Origin of the sequence: Butyrivibrio sp. MC2013 (assembly GCF_000424585.1) — a bacterium.
In the GTDB taxonomy this organism is placed as follows: Bacteria; Bacillota; Clostridia; order Lachnospirales; family Lachnospiraceae; genus Butyrivibrio.
On the sequence record NZ_AUKE01000013.1, the window covers coordinates 1 to 17679 of the forward strand.

The window sequence follows — 17679 nt, forward strand, 5'->3', positions numbered from 1 at the left end:
TTGACAGGCTCGCTTTCCTGCGTGCGAAGTCTACGCCGATAACGGGGAACTGAACATGAGTTACAGTCATACCGTTATCGAATCTCCATTGTACGCAGGAAAGACACTACATTCTGTACTGATACATGAACATAACCTGGGGCTCTGCCCCAGACCTCGGCCTCCTCCAAAGAACTGAATCTTGGTGCTCTGGCTCACAGGGATGTTCACTCGTTATCGAAGGAAGCGCCGCCTTAAGTGTAAGAGTAAATTCCACGTAAGATGAAGTGGAATTTGGTGTAAGACTAAATTCAACTTTCACCCCTTTGAAGTGGAATTTAACTTTTCACTTCATAGGAATAAACATCTCGTTGACTCACCTTGACAATTCACGTTTTCATGATTTATAATGTCGGCAATTGTATGGTAAAAGCTATGACGAAGACAGTAGCGGATTTTCCAAAGCTCAGAGAGCTGCCGGTTGGTGCGAGGTAGTGCAAGTAGTGGTCCGTGAATATCCCTTCCGAGCTGCAAGGTTGAATATATAGCATATATGATATCTGCTATAGTAGGCTGCGCCGGTATCTTACCGTTATTAAGACGCGTATGGAGCTCTTTTCCATCAGGACAGAGACAGTACGTATGTAAAGAGGTGGTATAACGATAGTCTATGGCTCTCGTCCTATTTACATAGGATGGGAGCTTTTTTCATCTTATCTTTTTCATGATCAAGGAGAGAAGAAATGTACAAGAAAGTATCAGCCGACATGAACTTCACTCAGAGAGAAGCTGAGGTTGTGGAGTTCTGGAAAGACAATGACATCTTCAACAAGAGCGTAGAGGGCCGCGAAGGTAGCGAGATCTACATGTTCTATGACGGACCGCCTACAGCTAACGGTAAGCCTCATATCGGACACGTGCTGACACGTGCCATCAAGGATATGATCCCCCGTTATCGTACCATGAAGGGTTATCAGGTTCCCCGTAAGGCAGGATGGGATACCCACGGACTTCCTGTAGAGCTGGAAGTTGAAAAGGAAGTTGGTATCGAGGGCAAGGACCAGATCGAAGAGTACGGTCTTGAGCCTTTCATCGCCAAGTGTAAGGAATCCGTATGGAAATATAAGGGCATGTGGGAGCAGTTCTCCGGTAAGGTTGGCTTCTGGGCTGACATGGATGACCCTTATGTAACCTACTATGACAATTATATCGAATCCGAGTGGTGGGCTCTGTCTGAGATCTGGAAGAAGGGTCTGCTCTATAAGGGCTTCAAGGTAGTACCTTATTGTCCTTCCTGCGGTACACCTCTTTCATCTCACGAGGTTGCCCAGGGCTACAAGAAGATCAAGGACCGCACAGCTGTTGTACGCTTTAAGGTCAAGGGCGAGGACGCATATTTCCTGGCATGGACCACAACACCCTGGACTCTGCCTTCCAATATCGCGCTCTGCGTAAACCCTGATGAAGAGTATGCCAAGGTAAAGGCTGTAGACGGACATACCTATTACATGGCATCTGCTCTTCTTGACAGCGTGATCGGACCTCTTGCAGCAGATGAGAAGGTAAACCCTGACAAGAAGCCCGCATATGAAGTTCTGGAAACCTATAAGGGCAAGGACCTGGAGTACAAAGAGTACGAGCCCCTTTATCAGTGCGCTGCAGATTCAGCAAAGAAGCAGCACAAGAAGGCATTCTTTGTATACTGCGACAACTATGTAACCATGGAAGATGGTACAGGTATCGTACATATCGCTCCTGCATTTGGTGAAGACGATGCAAGAGTGGGTAGAAAATATGATGCTCCCTTCGTACAGATGGTAGATGATCACGGAAGGCTCAAGGAAGAAACCGGCAAATTTGCAGGTATGCGCTGCAAGCCCACTTCCAAGGAAGTAGAAGAAGGCGCTGTAAGTGCAGATCCTGAAGTATTAAAGGACCTGGCTGAGAGAGGCATCCTCTTCTCATCACCAAAGGCCGAGCATGATTATCCTCACTGCTGGAGATGCGATACTCCCCTTATCTACTATGCTCGTGAATCCTGGTTCATCAAGATGACCGAGGTAAAGGATGATCTGGTAAAGAATAATCAGGAGATCAACTGGGTACCTGAATCTATTGGAGAGGGAAGATTCGGCAAGTGGCTGGAGAACATCCAGGACTGGGCTGTATCCCGTAACAGATATTGGGGAACACCTCTTAATATCTGGGAGTGCCCTGACTGTGGCAAGCAGATCGCTGTAGGATCAAGACATGAGCTGGCTGAGCTCTCCGGAGATCCTTCCGCAGAGACTACTGAGCTCCACAGACCTTATGTAGACAGATATATGATAAAGTGTGCAGACTGCGGTGGCTCCATGCAGAGAGTACCCGAAGTTATTGACTGCTGGTTTGACTCAGGAGCATGTCCTTTTGCAGAGCTCCACTATCCTTTCGAAAACAAGGAGCTCTTCGAGCAGCAGTTCCCCGCACAGTTCATTTCAGAAGCTGTAGACCAGACAAGAGGCTGGTTCTACTCACTTCATGCAGAGGCTACCCTTCTCTTTAACAAGCCTGCCTTCAAGAACGTTATCGTACTGGGACTGGTACAGGATGAGAACGGACAGAAGATGAGTAAGTCCAAGGGCAATGCTGTAGATCCTATGGAAGCTCTGGATCAGTACGGTGCAGATGCTATCCGCTGGTATTTCTATACAGGCAGCGCTCCCTGGCTTCCCAGCCGTTTCTATGGCAAGGCAGTACAGGAAGGACAACGCAAGTTCCTGGGTACTCTTTGGAACACCTATGCGTTCTTTGTACTCTATGCCAATATCGACGGCTTTGATGCAGGCCAGTACAAGCTGGAAAAAGATAAGCTGACTGTAATGGACAAGTGGATACTCTCACGTCTTAATACTACAGTAGCTATGGCAGACAAGAACCTTGAGAATTACAGGATCCCTGAAGCAGCCAAGGCTCTGGACAGCTTTGTAGATGACCTGTCCAACTGGTATGTAAGACGCAGCCGTGAGCGTTTCTGGGCTAAGGGCATGGAGCAGGACAAGATCTCTGCATACATGACTCTCTGGACCTGCCTGACTACAATCAGTAAGGCAGCAGCTCCTATGGTGCCCTTCATGACAGAGGAGATCTACCAGAACCTGGTAAGAAACAGCTTTGCAGATGCTCCCGAATCAGTACACCTCTGCGATTATCCTGTGGCAGATGCTGAGTACGTGGATAAGAAGCTGGAAGATGATATGAAGGAAGTCCTGGACATCGTAGTACTGGGACGTGCCTGCAGAAATGCCTGCAACATCAAGAACCGTCAGCCTCTGGGCAATATGTATGTCAAGGCTGAGGAGACTGTGGGTGATTTCTATCAGGATATCATCACAGACGAGCTCAATGTAAAGGCTATCAAGTTTACAGATGACGTTCGTGACTTTACATCCTACAATTTCAAGCCTCAGCTCAAGACTGTAGGACCCAAGTACGGCAAGCTCCTGGGCGGCATCAGACAGTATCTTACAGAGCTGGATGGCAATGCTGCTATGGATACCTTAAATGCTGAGGGTGCTCTTAAGTTTGAAGTAAATGGCGAAGCAGTAGAGCTGACAAAGGAAGACCTGCTCATCGACATGACCCAGAAAGAGGGCTTTATGAGCCAGGAAGACTGGGGCATCACAGTAGTGCTTGATACCAACCTGACTCCCGAGCTTGAGGCAGAGGGTCTTGTGGCCGAAGTCATCTCCAAGATCCAGAATACACGTAAGGATTCCGGATTTGAGGTTATGGACCGTATCAAGGTATCTATTACAGGCTCTCAGAAGGTAATCGACGCAGTTAAGGCAGGAGAGGCAGCTCTCTCTACCAAGGTCCTTGCTGACAGCATCGATTATGTAAATGACCTGCCCGGTGCCAAGGCATGGGATATCAACAAGGAAGAAGCTACTATCGGTGTATGCCGCGTATAATTTAATATAATAGCTAAGCGGGTTTTGTCTTTTAATAATGACAAAACCCGTTCCTCATAATATGGATTTGATAATTTTGCCCAAAATTAGTACACTAAACTAGTAAAGTTTTAACAGCCATCTTAGACTATTTGGCCGCATATGAATATCAGTTCAAGGAGGTAGGATCTTATGGCATCAAAAGAGCTCCGCTTTAACAAGGAACTGTTCAAGAGAAGTGTTCTGTACAATATCAAGACTCTCTACAGACGTACACTGGAAGAAGCTACTCCACAGCAGATATATCAGGCTGCTTCACTGGCTATCAAGGATCAGATCATCGATCAGTGGATGGACACACAAAAGGCTATGGAAGAGCAGGATCCCAGGATCGTGTATTACATGTCCATGGAATTCCTTATGGGACGTGCTTTTGGTAATAACCTGATCAATCTCAGAGCTTACAAAGAAGTGGCAGAAGTACTGGACGAACTGGGAATAGATCTGAACCTGATCGAAGATCAGGAGCCTGACCCGGCCCTTGGAAACGGCGGTCTTGGCAGGCTGGCAGCTTGTTTTCTGGATTCACTGGCCAGCCTTGGCTACGTTGCTTACGGCTGCGGTATCAGATATAAGTATGGTATGTTCCGTCAGGAGATCCATGACGGATATCAGGTGGAGAAGCCTGATGACTGGCTGGCAGGAGGTAATCCCTTCGAGCTGCGCCGTCCTGAATATGCCAAGGAGATCAAGTTTGGCGGTTATGTCAACATGTATCAGGACGAGAACGGAAGGACCATTTTCCGTCAGGAGAATTATACGGCAGTCCGCGCTGTACCTTATGACCTGCCCATAGTAGGCTATGGTAATAATGTTGTGGACACCTTGAGGATATGGGACGCTGAGCCCATTACCAATTTCAAGCTTGACTCCTTTGATAAGGGAGATTATCAGCAGGCTGTTGAGCAGGAGAATCTTGCCAAGCAGATATGCGAAGTCCTTTATCCCAATGATAATCATCTGGCAGGCAAGGAGCTTCGTCTCAAGCAGCAGTATTTCTTTATATCTGCATCAGTGCAGACAGCAGTTCAGAAGTATCTCAGGACCCATGATGATGTGAGACGTTTCCACGAAAAGAATGTATTCCAGCTTAATGATACCCATCCTACAGTTGCTGTAGCAGAGCTGATGAGAGTACTGATGGATGACTATTATCTTAACTGGGATGAGGCGTGGGAGGTTACCACAAAGACCTGCTGCTATACTAACCATACCATCATGTCCGAAGCTCTGGAGAAATGGCCTCAGGACCTCTTCCAGAGACTCTTGCCCAGGGTATATCAGATTGTGGAAGAGATCAACAGGCGCTTTGTCAATGAGATAATAGAGCGCTATTCCAGAAAGCCCGGCTATGACGTAGATGAGAAGATCCGCAAGATGGCTATCATATACGGCGGACAGGTACGCATGGCTCACCTGGCTATTGTGGGCAGCCGCTCTGTTAACGGCGTGGCCAAGCTCCACACCGAGATCCTCAAGAAGAGGGAGCTGGCTGACTTCTACGAGATGATGCCTGAGAAGTTTAATAACAAGACTAACGGCATCACCCAGAGAAGGTTCCTCATGCATGCCAATCCCCTGCTGGCTGACTGGTGTACCAAGAAAGTGGGAGACGGCTGGATCACAGACCTTACCGTACTTTCCGGACTTAAGAAATCAGCCAATCAGGTCAAGGCCAGGAAGGAATTCATGGCCATCAAGAAAAAGAACAAGGAGCGCCTGGCCAGGTATATTCTGCAGCATAACGGCGTAGAGGTGGATCCTGATTCCATCTTTGACTGCCAGGTAAAGCGTCTCCATGAATATAAGAGGCAGCTCCTCAATATCCTGCACGTGATCTATCTCTATGATCAGATCAAAGCCAATCCGAAGATGGATATACCAAAGCAGACCTTTATCTTCGGAGCCAAGGCGGCAGCAGGCTATCGCATAGCCAAGCTGACCATCAAGCTCATCAATTCCGTAGCGGATGTGGTGAACAACGACTCTGATGTAGACGGCAGGATCAAGGTTGTATTTATCGAAGATTACAAGGTATCCAATGCGGAGCTGATATTTGCAGCAGCTGACGTATCCGAGCAGATATCCACTGCCAGCCGCGAAGCATCCGGTACCGGCAATATGAAGATGATGCTCAACGGAGCAGTGACTCTTGGTACCATGGACGGAGCAAATGTTGAGATAGTACAGGAAGTGGGCGAAGACAATGCATTTATCTTTGGCATGTCTTCTGATGAAGTCATAGAGCACGAGAGGCGAGGTGACTACGATCCCATGAGCGTATATAACAGCGATCCTGAGCTTAAGAGGGTAGTGGACCATCTGGTAGACGGTACCTTCTCCAGGGACAAGGAGCTGTTCAGACCTCTGTGGAACTCACTACTTAATACCAGAGATACATCCAAGGCAGATACCTATTTTATCCTCAAGGATTTCAGATCATATGCAGATGCACAGGCTAGAGTAAGAGAGGCATACAAGGACCAGATGGCCTGGGCAAAGATGGCTGTCATGCAGACAGCCTGCTGCGGCAAGTTCTCGTCAGACCGTACCATCCAGGACTATGTGGATGAGATCTGGCACCTGGATAAGATAGAGATCAAGTAATATAAAAATATATTTATTTAGAGGGAGAGTAATTTAATGATCACAAGCACACAAGGCGGAGCATGGCTAATCGGCGGAAGGGAACTGATAGAGGACGGACCGGAGGCATTAGAAGCAGTCCGTGCAAAAACAGGTCTTTCTGCAGATAAGGCAGAAGCAGCTAAAGAAACAATCGCGTACCAGATCCTGAAGGATCATAATACATCAGGCAACATGGAGAAGCTTCAGGTGAAGTTCGACAAGCTGACATCACATGATATCACCTATGTGGGCATTATCCAGACAGCACGTGCATCAGGACTGGAGAAGTTTCCCATTCCTTATGTACTGACCAACTGTCACAATTCTCTCTGCGCTGTAGGCGGTACTATCAATGAAGACGACCATATGTTTGGTCTGACAGCTGCCAAGAAATACGGCGGAGTCTATGTACCCCCTCACCAGGCAGTCATCCACCAGTTTGCAAGAGAGATGCTGGCAGCAGGCGGCAGCATGATCCTGGGCTCTGACTCTCACACCAGATATGGCGCTCTGGGAACCATGGCTATGGGTGAAGGCGGACCTGAGCTGGTAAAGCAGCTTTTGGGACAGACCTATGATATCAATATGCCCGGCGTAGTAGCCATCTATATGACCGGCGAACCTGTTAAGGGTGTAGGTCCTCAGGACGTAGCTCTTGCTATCATCGGCGCTGTATTTAAGTCCGGCTATGTTAAGAATAAGATCATGGAGTTCGTAGGACCCGGCGTGGACGCTCTTTCTGCAGATTTCAGGATCGGTGTGGACGTAATGACCACAGAGACTACCTGTCTGTCCTCTATCTGGCAGACAGATGACAAGATAGAGTCCTTCTATGAGATCCATGGCAGAAAGGATGCTTATAAGAAGCTTGCGCCCGGTAATCTGGCATATTATGACGGCGTAGTAAAGGTGGATCTCTCTACTATCAAGCCTATGATCGCTATGCCTTTCCATCCTTCCATGGCTTATGAGATCGACTTTGTAAATGAGAACCTCTCCCAGATGCTCCATGAGACCGAAGAGAGAGCCAAGGTTTCTTTTGGCGACAGCATAGAGTATTCACTTTCAAGCAAGATCGTAAACGGCAGATTCCTGGTAGATCAGGGTGTTATCGCAGGCTGTGCAGGCGGCGGCTTTGAGAATATCTGTGCTGCAGCTGATATCATGAGAGGCAGCTACATAGGTGATGACAAGTTCACTATGAATATCTATCCTGCATCTACACCTATTTATATGGAGCTCTTAAAGAACGGCGTGGCAGCAGACCTGCTTGAGACAGGTACCATACTTAAGACTGCATTCTGCGGACCCTGCTTTGGTGCAGGAGATACACCTGCTAATAATGCATTCAGTATCAGGCATTCTACACGTAACTTCCCGAACCGTGAAGGCTCAAAGGTGCAGAACGGCCAGATCTCTTCTGTTGCTCTTATGGATGCCAGATCCATCGCGGCAACAGCAGCGAATAAGGGCTTCCTTACACCTGCTACAGCATTTGACGGCGAGCTTAAAGAGTACGTATATCACTTTGATGCAAATATCTACAAGAACAGAGTATTTGATTCCCACGGCGTGGCTGATCCAAACGCTGAGATCCAGTTTGGTCCCAATATCAAGGACTGGCCCAAGATGGAAGCTCTGCCGGAGAATCTCCTTCTCAAGGTGGTATCTGAGATCCACGATCCTGTTACCACAACAGATGAACTGATCCCTTCAGGTGAGACCAGCTCCTACAGGTCCAATCCTCTGGGTCTTGCAGAGTTTACACTCTCCAGAAAAGATCCCGAATATGTAGGCAGAGCAAAAGAGATCAGAAAAGCACAGGAAGCTATCGTAGCAGGTAACTGCCCTGTAGAAGCATGCGGCGAGTTAAAGCCTGTAATGGGCAAGGTACTGCCTATGCTGGGCCTTGGTGAAGAGCATCCTGACAGCAAGACTCTGGGCTTTGGTTCTACTATATTTGCAGTTAAGCCCGGTGACGGCTCAGCCCGCGAGCAGGCTGCATCCTGCCAGAAGGTACTGGGCGGATGGGCCAATGTAGCCAATGAGTATGCTACAAAGCGTTACAGATCCAACCTCATCAACTGGGGTATGCTGCCCTTTATCATCGAGAAGGGTGATCTGCCCTTCAAGAATCTGGACTACATCTTCCTGCCCGGCATCAGAGCTGAAGTAGAAGATAAGGCAGATAGCATAAAGGCAGTCGCAATATGCGGAGATGAAACAAAAGAATTTACTATGACCCTGGGCGATCTTACAGATCACGAGCGCAGGATCATACTGGACGGATGTCTTATCAACTACAACAGAGAGATCAGCAGGGGACGCGGATAATATATGCATTTCTGGGGGAGAAAGACAATAATACAAACAACATGGGCAGCTGTAATGGCTGCCTGTGTTCTTATTGGATGCAGTAAAGCTGAAGGTACGCCTACAGTCATAGCTCCTTCACAAGAAAATGCCCTGCCTTATGAGGACCCGGCAGATAAACTGCCTGTTACCGGCGCTATCAGCCCGGTAAGGCCAAGGATCCTGGTGGATCAGGGCGGGTATCTCACTGGAGCTGAGAAGATCGCCTACTTCATAGGAGATGACATTCCCCGTACCTATGAGATCAGGCGTACAAGGGATGACAAGCACATGTTCACGGGGAGCATCAGTTCTTCTTCCTATAGGGGAGAAGGAGAGCCTTGCCTGGCAGATTTTACTGAATTCCAGACAGATGGAGAATACTACCTCTATGCAGAGGGAATGGGCGAGTCCTGTGCCTTTACCATAGGGGATGATGCTTATGATAGCCTGTCATCTGAAGCTATGCATCTCTACTACCTTAACAGGTGTGGAGTGACTCTTAGCGAGGAATATGCGGGAGAGGCAGCAAGGAGCGGCTGTCATCTGGGAGGCGCAGCCACAGAAAAAGACCCGGCAGCTCTTCTTGATGTGACAGGGGGCTGGCACCTGGACGGCAATGCAGACAGGGATGTACCTGCAGGCTGCAGAGTGGTCAATAATCTCTTGTTGGCCTATGAGATGAATAAGGACAGCTTTGGAGATGACAGTGCCATACCAGAAAGCGGTAACGGCCTTCCGGATATACTTGATGAAGCAGGAGTGGAAGTCAGATGGCTCCTTAAGATGCAGGATGAAGCCACGGGCTCGGTACATGCTTCAGCCATCACAAAAGATACGGGCAAGGTGACGGTCACTGCAGCCACCAATGATGCTACTGTTTCTTTTGCGGCTACAGTAGCCTGGTATGGATACCTTTATGAAGAGTATGACAGAGGCTTTGCCGAGAAATGCAAGTCAGCTGCTGAAAGAGCATATGAATCCTTCTTAAAGAGCGGCTATCCGGCGGACTATCCTGCCAGTCTTCACGCTGCAGCCCAGCTCTACCGCCTTACCGCAGACAAGCATTATGAAAATGTACTGACATTGTATTTTAGAACTGATGATTATTACAAGAAGATGATCACAGATGAGAATCTTTTCCTGGCAGGTATTTGCTATCTTATGACAAACAGGCCTGTTAATACCCAGGTATGCAGCAGGATCATGGACGGCTTTAAGGACGAGACTCTTCGCATTGTAGGACAGTCCAATATGTCAGTGTGGGGAGTGGGAGAAGAGGACCTCTTTGATGAAGAGATGACAGTCAGGGAGGATGACAGAGAGAGCTTTGAAGCCTTCTATGAGAAGCTCGAGAGGATCCTTGATGAGATGAGGATCCTGACAGTCATGAATCATATTATATACAGCAGGGAGTACACAGGAGTCCTTGAGGATTATCTCCATTATCTCCTGGGCTGCAATCCTACCGGTGCAGATCTTGCTGCCTCAGGCGGAGAGTACAGCGCTTCTGATCTGGGAGCACCTGCAGGCGTTATGTACGATGCGGTGTATGATGCCAAGTTCCTGATACTGCTGGGAGCTGTCAGGTAAGATTTAAATACTAAACTATCTGTTAGTTATGAGAGGGAGATATAAGTCAGCCTTTTAGAGCTTTTGTATTCTCCAGATATTTATCCCTGATCATATTCCTGAAATACTCATGTATCTTCTTTTGATCATCAGCTGAGAGCTCGCTAAAGCGGACAGGAGGCAGATACTCAATAGTGACTCTGGCAGACTTTATCCAGGGGAAATGATTCTCAAATACATCTCTGGAGCCTGAGATCACCATGGGTACAATGGGACAATCTGTTCGCTGCGCCGGTTTAAAGCTGCCCTTGTGGAAGGGAAGCAGGTCATCTTCCTTGTCTGATCTGGTACCTTCAGGGAAAATGCAGATTGAGGTGCCGCCCTTTATCATATCTATGGCATCAAAAATCACCTGAGCGCTCTGCTTGATATCGGACCTGTCCATAAAGAGGCAGTTCATCAGGATCATCCACCAGCCAAGGATTGGCACTTTCTTTACTTCCTTTTTGGCAATATAGCCTGTGGGTCCTTTTACCAGAGGATAGCTGATCACAGTATCAAAGTCGCTCTTGTGATTGCCTATATAAAGAACCGCTTCATCTGTAGGAATATTCTCACGACCCTTGACAGTGAGCTTTATGCCCGCTATAAATGAGAGGACCTTAAATGCAAGGGAAACATTAAATAATGCTGCACGGGATGCGGCATTTTTATTAAAATGTCTGATGATAAACATTATCCCTATAACGGGAATTGATAGTACCAGAAAGACTGCAAGAAACAAAACTGCAATTATAAGTCGTAACATTTTACTCCTTTGATCAGAGGCATATATAATTATTATCACTAAAGTGACTTTAGCCCTGATTGTACTAGATCACATATATATTTTTGAATCTTTATCCCCTGCATATGTATTTTGACTTGCCTCAAACTAGACGTATATGGGATAGAACTGTAAACATTATAATAGTGCAGATGGAGATAAATCAAATGATAGTTGTAAAAACCGGCAATATTATTGACCCTTTGACTGATGATCGCTATAAAGGTGATGTCATTATCGGAGATGATGGAAAAGTAGCAGACATCGTAAGAGAAGGAGAACAAAGCCCTCTGGATGTCACAGGCGCTGTTATTATAGATGCATCCGGCCTTATGGTAAGCCCGGGACTGGTGGACGGTCATGTGCATTTTAGAGATCCCGGCCAGACAGCCAAGGAGGATATCATAACAGGAGCCGCTGCAGCTGCTGCAGGGGGATTTACCACTGTGGTCATGATGGGCAACACTATTCCTGCTATGGATAATAAGGACACTATCAGCTATGTACTGGACAGGGCAGCGGAAACAGGTATCAGAGCATATGCCTGCGGCAACGTGACAAAGGGCATGGCTGGCAGGGAGCTGGCTGATTTGTCTGAACTCTCTGAGGCAGGAGCTGTTCTTTTTACCGATGATGGTAAGCCTCTTACAGATAAGGAGCTGATGTTGGAAGCATGCAGACAGGCAGCAGAGCTTGGCAAAGTGGTGAGCCTCCACGAAGAGAATCCCGAATACATCAGCGAGAACGGAGTAAATGCCGGGGAAGTGGCAGCGGCTATCGGCCTGAAGGGCTCTGACAGGATGGCTGAAATATCTATGGTAAAAAGAGACATTGATATAGCAAGGCAGACAGGTTGCGAACTGACCATTCAGCATATTAGCACGGCAGAAGCTGTGGACCTGGTCAGGAAGGCAAGGGCAGAGGGATTAAGGATCCATGCAGAGGCTACTCCTCATCACTTTAGCCTGACTCAGGACGCCGTCCTTATAAAGGGCACCCTGGCCAAGATGAATCCGCCTCTTCGTTTGGAGTCTGACAGACAGGCCATAATAGAGGGTCTCAGAGACGGCAGTATAGATATGATAGCTACAGATCACGCTCCTCACACCATGGATGAAAAAAAGAGAGCCTTTAAGGAAGCGCCAAGTGGTATCATAGGACTGGAAACAGCGCTGTCACTGGGCATCAGGGAACTGGTCAATAAGGGATATCTGACCATGCCCTGCCTTATCAGGAGAATGACAGAGGCTGCAAGGGTATATGGCCTTAAGGGCGGCAGGATAGAGAAGGGAAGGGAAGCAGATATAGTGATATTTGACCCTGAAGGAGAATGGACCGTTCCTGCAAAGGGAGCCTCCAAGGCTACAAACAGTCCCTTTATCGGAGAGAAGCTGCCCGGAGTGATAAGATATACTATCTGCGAAGGCAAGATCATATACAGGTCCTGCTGATACAGATGTGGTTCAATGTCATAAGGGGATATTTATAAATAAACATATATATATTACAAAGGAAGAGGTCTATGAAAAAGAAGATCAGCTGCAGGGTATTATCCCAAAAAATGATTGCAAAGAATATATATGATCTGAAAGTGGAGAGCGAACTGGCAAAGGACGCTGTCCCCGGGCAGTTTGCCGGTATATATACAGGAGACGGCTCTATGCTCCTGCCAAGGCCTATCAGTATCTGCGGCGCAGATAAGGAGCAGGGGATACTCAGATTTGTATACAGGATCCAGGGCAAGGGAACAGCTTTTTTCTCAGGCTTAAAGGAAGGAGACAGGTTGGATATACTGGGACCTTTGGGTAACGGATACCCCATTGAGGAGGCTGTAGGAAAGCGCGCAGTACTTATAGGAGGCGGTATAGGTGTACCTCCCCTTCTGGAGATGGCAAAGAGATTGTCAGAGCTTGATGCAGACAAGGCACCCTCAGCTATAGATATAGTCATGGGTTACAGAGACAGTGAGACCTTCCTTTCAGATGAATTTAAAAAATACGGCAATCTGATCATAGCAACAGATGATGGAAGCGTGGGAGTACACGGAACAGTAACGGACGCCCTTAAAGAGAAGGCTGTCACGGACGGCGTGATCTACGCCTGCGGTCCCATGCCTATGCTAAGGGGACTGGCCTCATATGCAGGTGAGCATGAGATGAAAGCATATATATCGCTGGAAGAGCATATGGCCTGTGGAGTGGGAGCCTGCCTTGGATGCATAGTAAAGACCAGGGAGGTGGATGGTCATTCTCATGTGAAGAATGCTCGTATATGCACAGATGGTCCTGTGTTTGACGCAGAGGAACTGGACCTGTAAGAGTAATGTAGACTAAACTGAGGATAGGAAGGGTATATGAATACAAAAGTAACTATTGCAGGAGTAGAATTTAAGAATCCCGTTATGACAGCCTCCGGTACCTTTGGTTCCGGGGTAGAATATGGAGAATTTGTGGACCTTAGTAGGCTGGGAGCTGTAGTCACAAAGGGAGTGGCAGATCATCCCTGGGAGGGTAACCCGGTTCCCAGAGTAGCAGAGACAGCCAGCGGCATGCTCAATGCCATAGGACTGCAAAATCCGGGAGTAGATGTTTTTATAGAGCGTGACCTGGCTTTTCTTGAAGGCTATGATACCAAGGTGATAGTCAATGTATGTGGTCACAGTGAAGGGGAATACCTTAATGTAGTAGAGCGCCTCTCGGATGATGACAGGGTAGCTATGATGGAGATCAATGTATCCTGCCCTAATGTCAAGGAGGGCGGCATAGCCTTTGGTACCAGGCCTGATGCTCTCTTTAATATCACAAAGCTCCTAAAAGAGCATAGCAAAAAGCCCCTGATCATGAAGCTCTCTCCCAATGTGACAGATATAAAGGAGATGGCAAAGTCTGCAGAGGCAGCAGGCGCAGATGCTATATCCCTGATCAATACCATCACAGGTATGAAGATCGATATTTACAAGAGGAAATTCGCCCTGGCCAATAAGACAGGAGGACTCTCAGGTCCTGCCATCAAGCCTGTGGCTGTGAGAATGGTATATGAGGCATCTCACGCTGTGAATATTCCTGTCATTGGTATGGGAGGCATAGCTACTGCAGAAGATGCTATAGAATTTATCATGGCAGGAGCCAGCGCAGTTGCAGTGGGCGCTGTTAATTTTCACAATCCCTATGCGACAGTGGAAGTAATAGAAGGCATAGAAAAGTACATGAGAGATTACAATGTATCTGATATTGCTGACATCAGAGGCATAGTCTGATCCTCTTGTCTAAAAGGGGCGGCAGTCACAAATATAAATAGTGATGAGTAAACCATATATGCACGCCAAAAACAGGCCCGGGGATAAACCGGGCCTATTCCTTTGAGTAATACAATATGAACTTTTATTTGACTTCTGATAATGATACGCCTGCTTCTTCGGCCATCTTATCAAAGCCTTTGAGGACTGCTTCATAGGTCTGTTTGGAGATCTCAGGGAGTTCTCCGCCCCAGGTATCTGCAGCCTTCCGGTAGCCCTTTAAAAAGGCATCGCGCATCTTTTCAATCTGAGCAGGGTCTCCGCCTGTCAGTGCATTGGCGAAATCTAGTATCCTTTCGGATGTCTGCTTGACGCCCCAGTAGCCATTTTCAGAGATATCTTCCTGGGCCTGCTTTTTGGTCTCGGCATCGACTTCGAAATCGCCGCTGGCGAGGAATTTCCACATATCAGTGGCTCCCTCTGTGCCGCTGTTTGCCCGGCCAAATGCAGTAACCTGTTTGTTGAGCATCTTATTTACGATGTTCAGAAGGTTCTGCTGCTGTGCTGCCTGGTCTGCCTTAAGCTGCTGTACCAGAGCAGAATCGGGGCGGTAGGTGCGTTTGGCAGGCGCCGCATTACTCTCGGCCTGCTTGTCCGATCTGTCATAGACCGCGCTAACATCCTTTTTAGCATCGGATTCTTTCTGGCTTTTCTCCTTGGCAGTTACTTCGGGAGACAGATACGCTGTTTGCAGATTGTCAGTTGCTGTGTTGATTGAATTTACGCTCATCAGGGACTCCTTTCCCGCGCTACATGAGCACGAACATTATTATCCGGTTTGTATTTCGGCTGATCTTTCGTTTTAGAATAGGTCTTGTTGAGATTTTTTTGCGGAAAATATATCATGATATAGGAGACATGACACGGATCTGCATATAAAGCAGCCACGGCATCTGCTGTATATGATCCGGACAAACAAGCAAAATGAGCAATATGATATACGAGAGGAAATCCATGATTACTGTTAAAGCTTACGGTAAGATCAATCTGGCACTGGATGTGACTGGCAGAAGAGATGACGGCTACCACCTGGTCAGGATGATAATGCAGAATTTAGACATATATGACACCCTGACCTTTGAGAAGAACAGCGAGGGCAGAATCATACTCACAGCTGATAAGCCCGGCGTACCCACAGATGAACACAATCTCATAGTCAAGGTTGCGCAGCTCCTTAGGGAGAAATACAATATCTCAGAAGGCGTCACAGTGGACCTCAAAAAGAGGATACCTGTGGCAGCAGGCATGGCAGGGGGAAGCGCAGATGCAGCCGCTGCCTTTGAAGGTATGAAGAGACTTTTTGACCTGCCCCTTGAAAAGGTAGAGATGTGCAGGATGGCTACTCCCCTGGGCGCGGATATCCCCTATTGTATCATGGGAGGCACCATGCTCTCTGAAGGCATAGGCGAGGTGCTTACTCCCCTCAGGGATCTGGCGGACTGCCATATCCTGGTGGGTAAGCCATCAATAGATGTATCTACGGGATGGGTATATACAGAGTATGACAGCATGCCTGCCGATACACATCCCGATATAGACAGGATGTGTGCTGATATAGAAGAGGGTAACATAGGGGGCATATGCACCGGCCTCTACAACGTGCTGCAGCCTGTGACAGAGGGCAAGTATGAAGTTATAGGCAGGATCATAGATATCATGAAGGCAGAAGGCGCAGACGGCTCTATCATGACAGGCAGCGGTCCCACAGTATTTGGTATATATACAGATGAGGCAGCAGCCAAAAGAGCCTATGAAAAGCTGTATGCATCCGGTTTGTGTCCTGAGCTCTTTTTGACAAAGCCCATTAATCCTGCTGCTAACTCAGATTCTGCCGCGACCGGAGCTGAGTCTGAAAAGAGGGTTACAGTTAATATTAAAGGTTTGCACAAAAGGGGCGGCGGAAATGATGAGACCATCGAGAGCAGGAGCGGCGCAAGGCTCATAAGAGAGGAAGGCTGCATTGTGATCGAGGGCGATATGCAGGATGAGAGCACGGGGGAAAGGACGGCCACTAATTTCAGGATCTGGAAGGACAAGCTCAAGATGATCCGTAAGGGCGATTTCTCGTCGGTGATGGTATTTGAAGAAGGACAGGACCATCATAGCAGTTACCGTACTCCTTATGGTGATACCGACATGCGTGTCAGCTGTAAGACCCTAAAGCTTGATACAGATGAGAATTCAGGCACTCTTAGGGCACATATTGATTACGAGCTCTATCTGGATGGCGATAAGAGCTCTGACAGCAGCATCGATATTATTGTAGAGTGATGATAAATGTCTCTTATGGCAGGCATTGCTCTGCTTTGAGAAAATGATGATCATGGCATTATAAAAGCTGATATCCAAATGGGTATCAGCTTTTTATAATGCGACGAGCGCTTATCTATTTGGTTTGTGATGAAATTATTTGATCTGTTTTGCTCCTGCCTTTTCCTGAGCCTTTTCCAGTGCTCTCTTCCAGAAGCCCTTCTTCTTTTCCTCCTGAACTACTGTCCTGGAACCGTGGAGTCCTTTGACAGAGGAAACATATATGCCGGATACGCTGGCCTTTACTTCCTTCTTTTCAGGTACTGAATCAAAGATCTTGGAATCGCAGATCAGGTTCATGACCTGGGGACCTACCTTGACCTTGAGGATGGGGAGCTTCTGCCTGCGCATGAGCTTGGGCACTGACTGAAGTGCCTGAGCCGGAAGTCCTGCTTCATTCATCTTCATCATCTTCTTGCTGATAACAAACATGGATATAGTCTGCTTGGTAGCTTCGATCTGCTTCTCCATGTCAGCGGATTTCTCTTCCTGATTCTTGTAGTAGATAAGAGCTGCGGTGAAAACTGCTGCCATTATAAAGAGCATAACCGCAAGTACCGGATGACCGCTTACAAAGAATGCTATAACGATCGCCAGTGCGATCAGATCCCCTACGATATACGGCCAGTATTTCTTGATAACGTTCACAAAAATAACCTCCCTGAAAAACAATGGTAAAGAATAACATTAACACTATATCATTTTTTTAAGTGCGGGTAAAGAAT

The 17679-nt window shown here is 47.5% G+C and carries 11 protein-coding genes; 8 read left to right on the top strand and 3 right to left on the bottom strand.

The window, feature by feature from the left end:
- The first annotated feature begins 722 nt into the window (after window positions 1–722).
- From ileS to G636_RS0108850, 4 genes are all read left to right on the top strand, one after another.
- Window positions 723–3932 (top strand): isoleucine--tRNA ligase, encoded by a 3210-nt coding sequence (gene ileS, locus G636_RS0108835; protein WP_026507760.1) that lies wholly within the window; start codon window positions 723–725, stop codon window positions 3930–3932.
- 171 nt (window positions 3933–4103) lie between these two features.
- Window positions 4104–6578, top strand: a complete 2475-nt coding sequence (locus G636_RS0108840) for a glycogen/starch/alpha-glucan phosphorylase (RefSeq protein WP_026507761.1) — start codon at window positions 4104–4106, stop codon at window positions 6576–6578.
- A gap of 36 nt (window positions 6579–6614) precedes the next feature.
- Complete coding sequence (locus tag G636_RS0108845; protein WP_026507762.1) at window positions 6615–8933, top strand: hydratase; 2319 nt, start codon at window positions 6615–6617, stop codon at window positions 8931–8933.
- Window positions 8934–8936: 3 nt separating this feature from the next.
- Window positions 8937–10544: a glycoside hydrolase family 9 protein gene (locus tag G636_RS0108850; RefSeq protein WP_081668340.1), complete on the top strand. Its 1608-nt coding sequence runs from the start codon at window positions 8937–8939 to the stop codon at window positions 10542–10544.
- 46 nt (window positions 10545–10590) lie between these two features.
- On the opposite strand, the gene G636_RS0108855 is transcribed toward G636_RS0108850, so the two are convergent.
- On the bottom strand, window positions 10591–11331 hold the full coding sequence (locus G636_RS0108855) for a lysophospholipid acyltransferase family protein (protein WP_026507764.1): 741 nt from the start codon (window positions 11329–11331) through the stop codon (window positions 10591–10593).
- Window positions 11332–11516: 185 nt separating this feature from the next.
- Between G636_RS0108855 and G636_RS0108860 the strand changes: the two genes are divergently transcribed.
- From G636_RS0108860 to G636_RS0108870, 3 genes are all read left to right on the top strand, one after another.
- On the top strand, window positions 11517–12800 hold the full coding sequence (locus tag G636_RS0108860) for a dihydroorotase (RefSeq protein WP_026507765.1): 1284 nt from the start codon (window positions 11517–11519) through the stop codon (window positions 12798–12800).
- A gap of 71 nt (window positions 12801–12871) precedes the next feature.
- The gene (locus G636_RS0108865; RefSeq protein WP_026507766.1) at window positions 12872–13666 is read left to right on the top strand and encodes a dihydroorotate dehydrogenase electron transfer subunit; all 795 of its coding nucleotides are present in this window, start codon (window positions 12872–12874) and stop codon (window positions 13664–13666) included.
- Window positions 13667–13702: 36 nt separating this feature from the next.
- A complete protein-coding gene (locus G636_RS0108870) occupies window positions 13703–14605 on the top strand; it encodes a dihydroorotate dehydrogenase (protein ID WP_026507767.1) in 903 nt (300 codons plus the stop codon).
- A gap of 124 nt (window positions 14606–14729) precedes the next feature.
- Here the strand turns inward: G636_RS0108870 and G636_RS0108875 are convergent, their stop codons facing one another.
- On the bottom strand, window positions 14730–15374 hold the full coding sequence (locus G636_RS0108875; RefSeq protein ID WP_026507768.1) for a hypothetical protein: 645 nt from the start codon (window positions 15372–15374) through the stop codon (window positions 14730–14732).
- A 224-nt stretch (window positions 15375–15598) separates the two neighbouring features.
- Between G636_RS0108875 and ispE the strand changes: the two genes are divergently transcribed.
- On the top strand, window positions 15599–16915 hold the full coding sequence (gene ispE / locus G636_RS20500; protein WP_242826945.1) for a 4-(cytidine 5'-diphospho)-2-C-methyl-D-erythritol kinase: 1317 nt from the start codon (window positions 15599–15601) through the stop codon (window positions 16913–16915).
- Window positions 16916–17050: 135 nt separating this feature from the next.
- Here ispE and G636_RS0108885 read toward each other — a convergent pair whose 3' ends face one another.
- Window positions 17051–17602: a hypothetical protein gene (locus tag G636_RS0108885; protein WP_242826946.1), complete on the bottom strand. Its 552-nt coding sequence runs from the start codon at window positions 17600–17602 to the stop codon at window positions 17051–17053.
- Window positions 17603–17679: the final 77 nt, after the last annotated feature.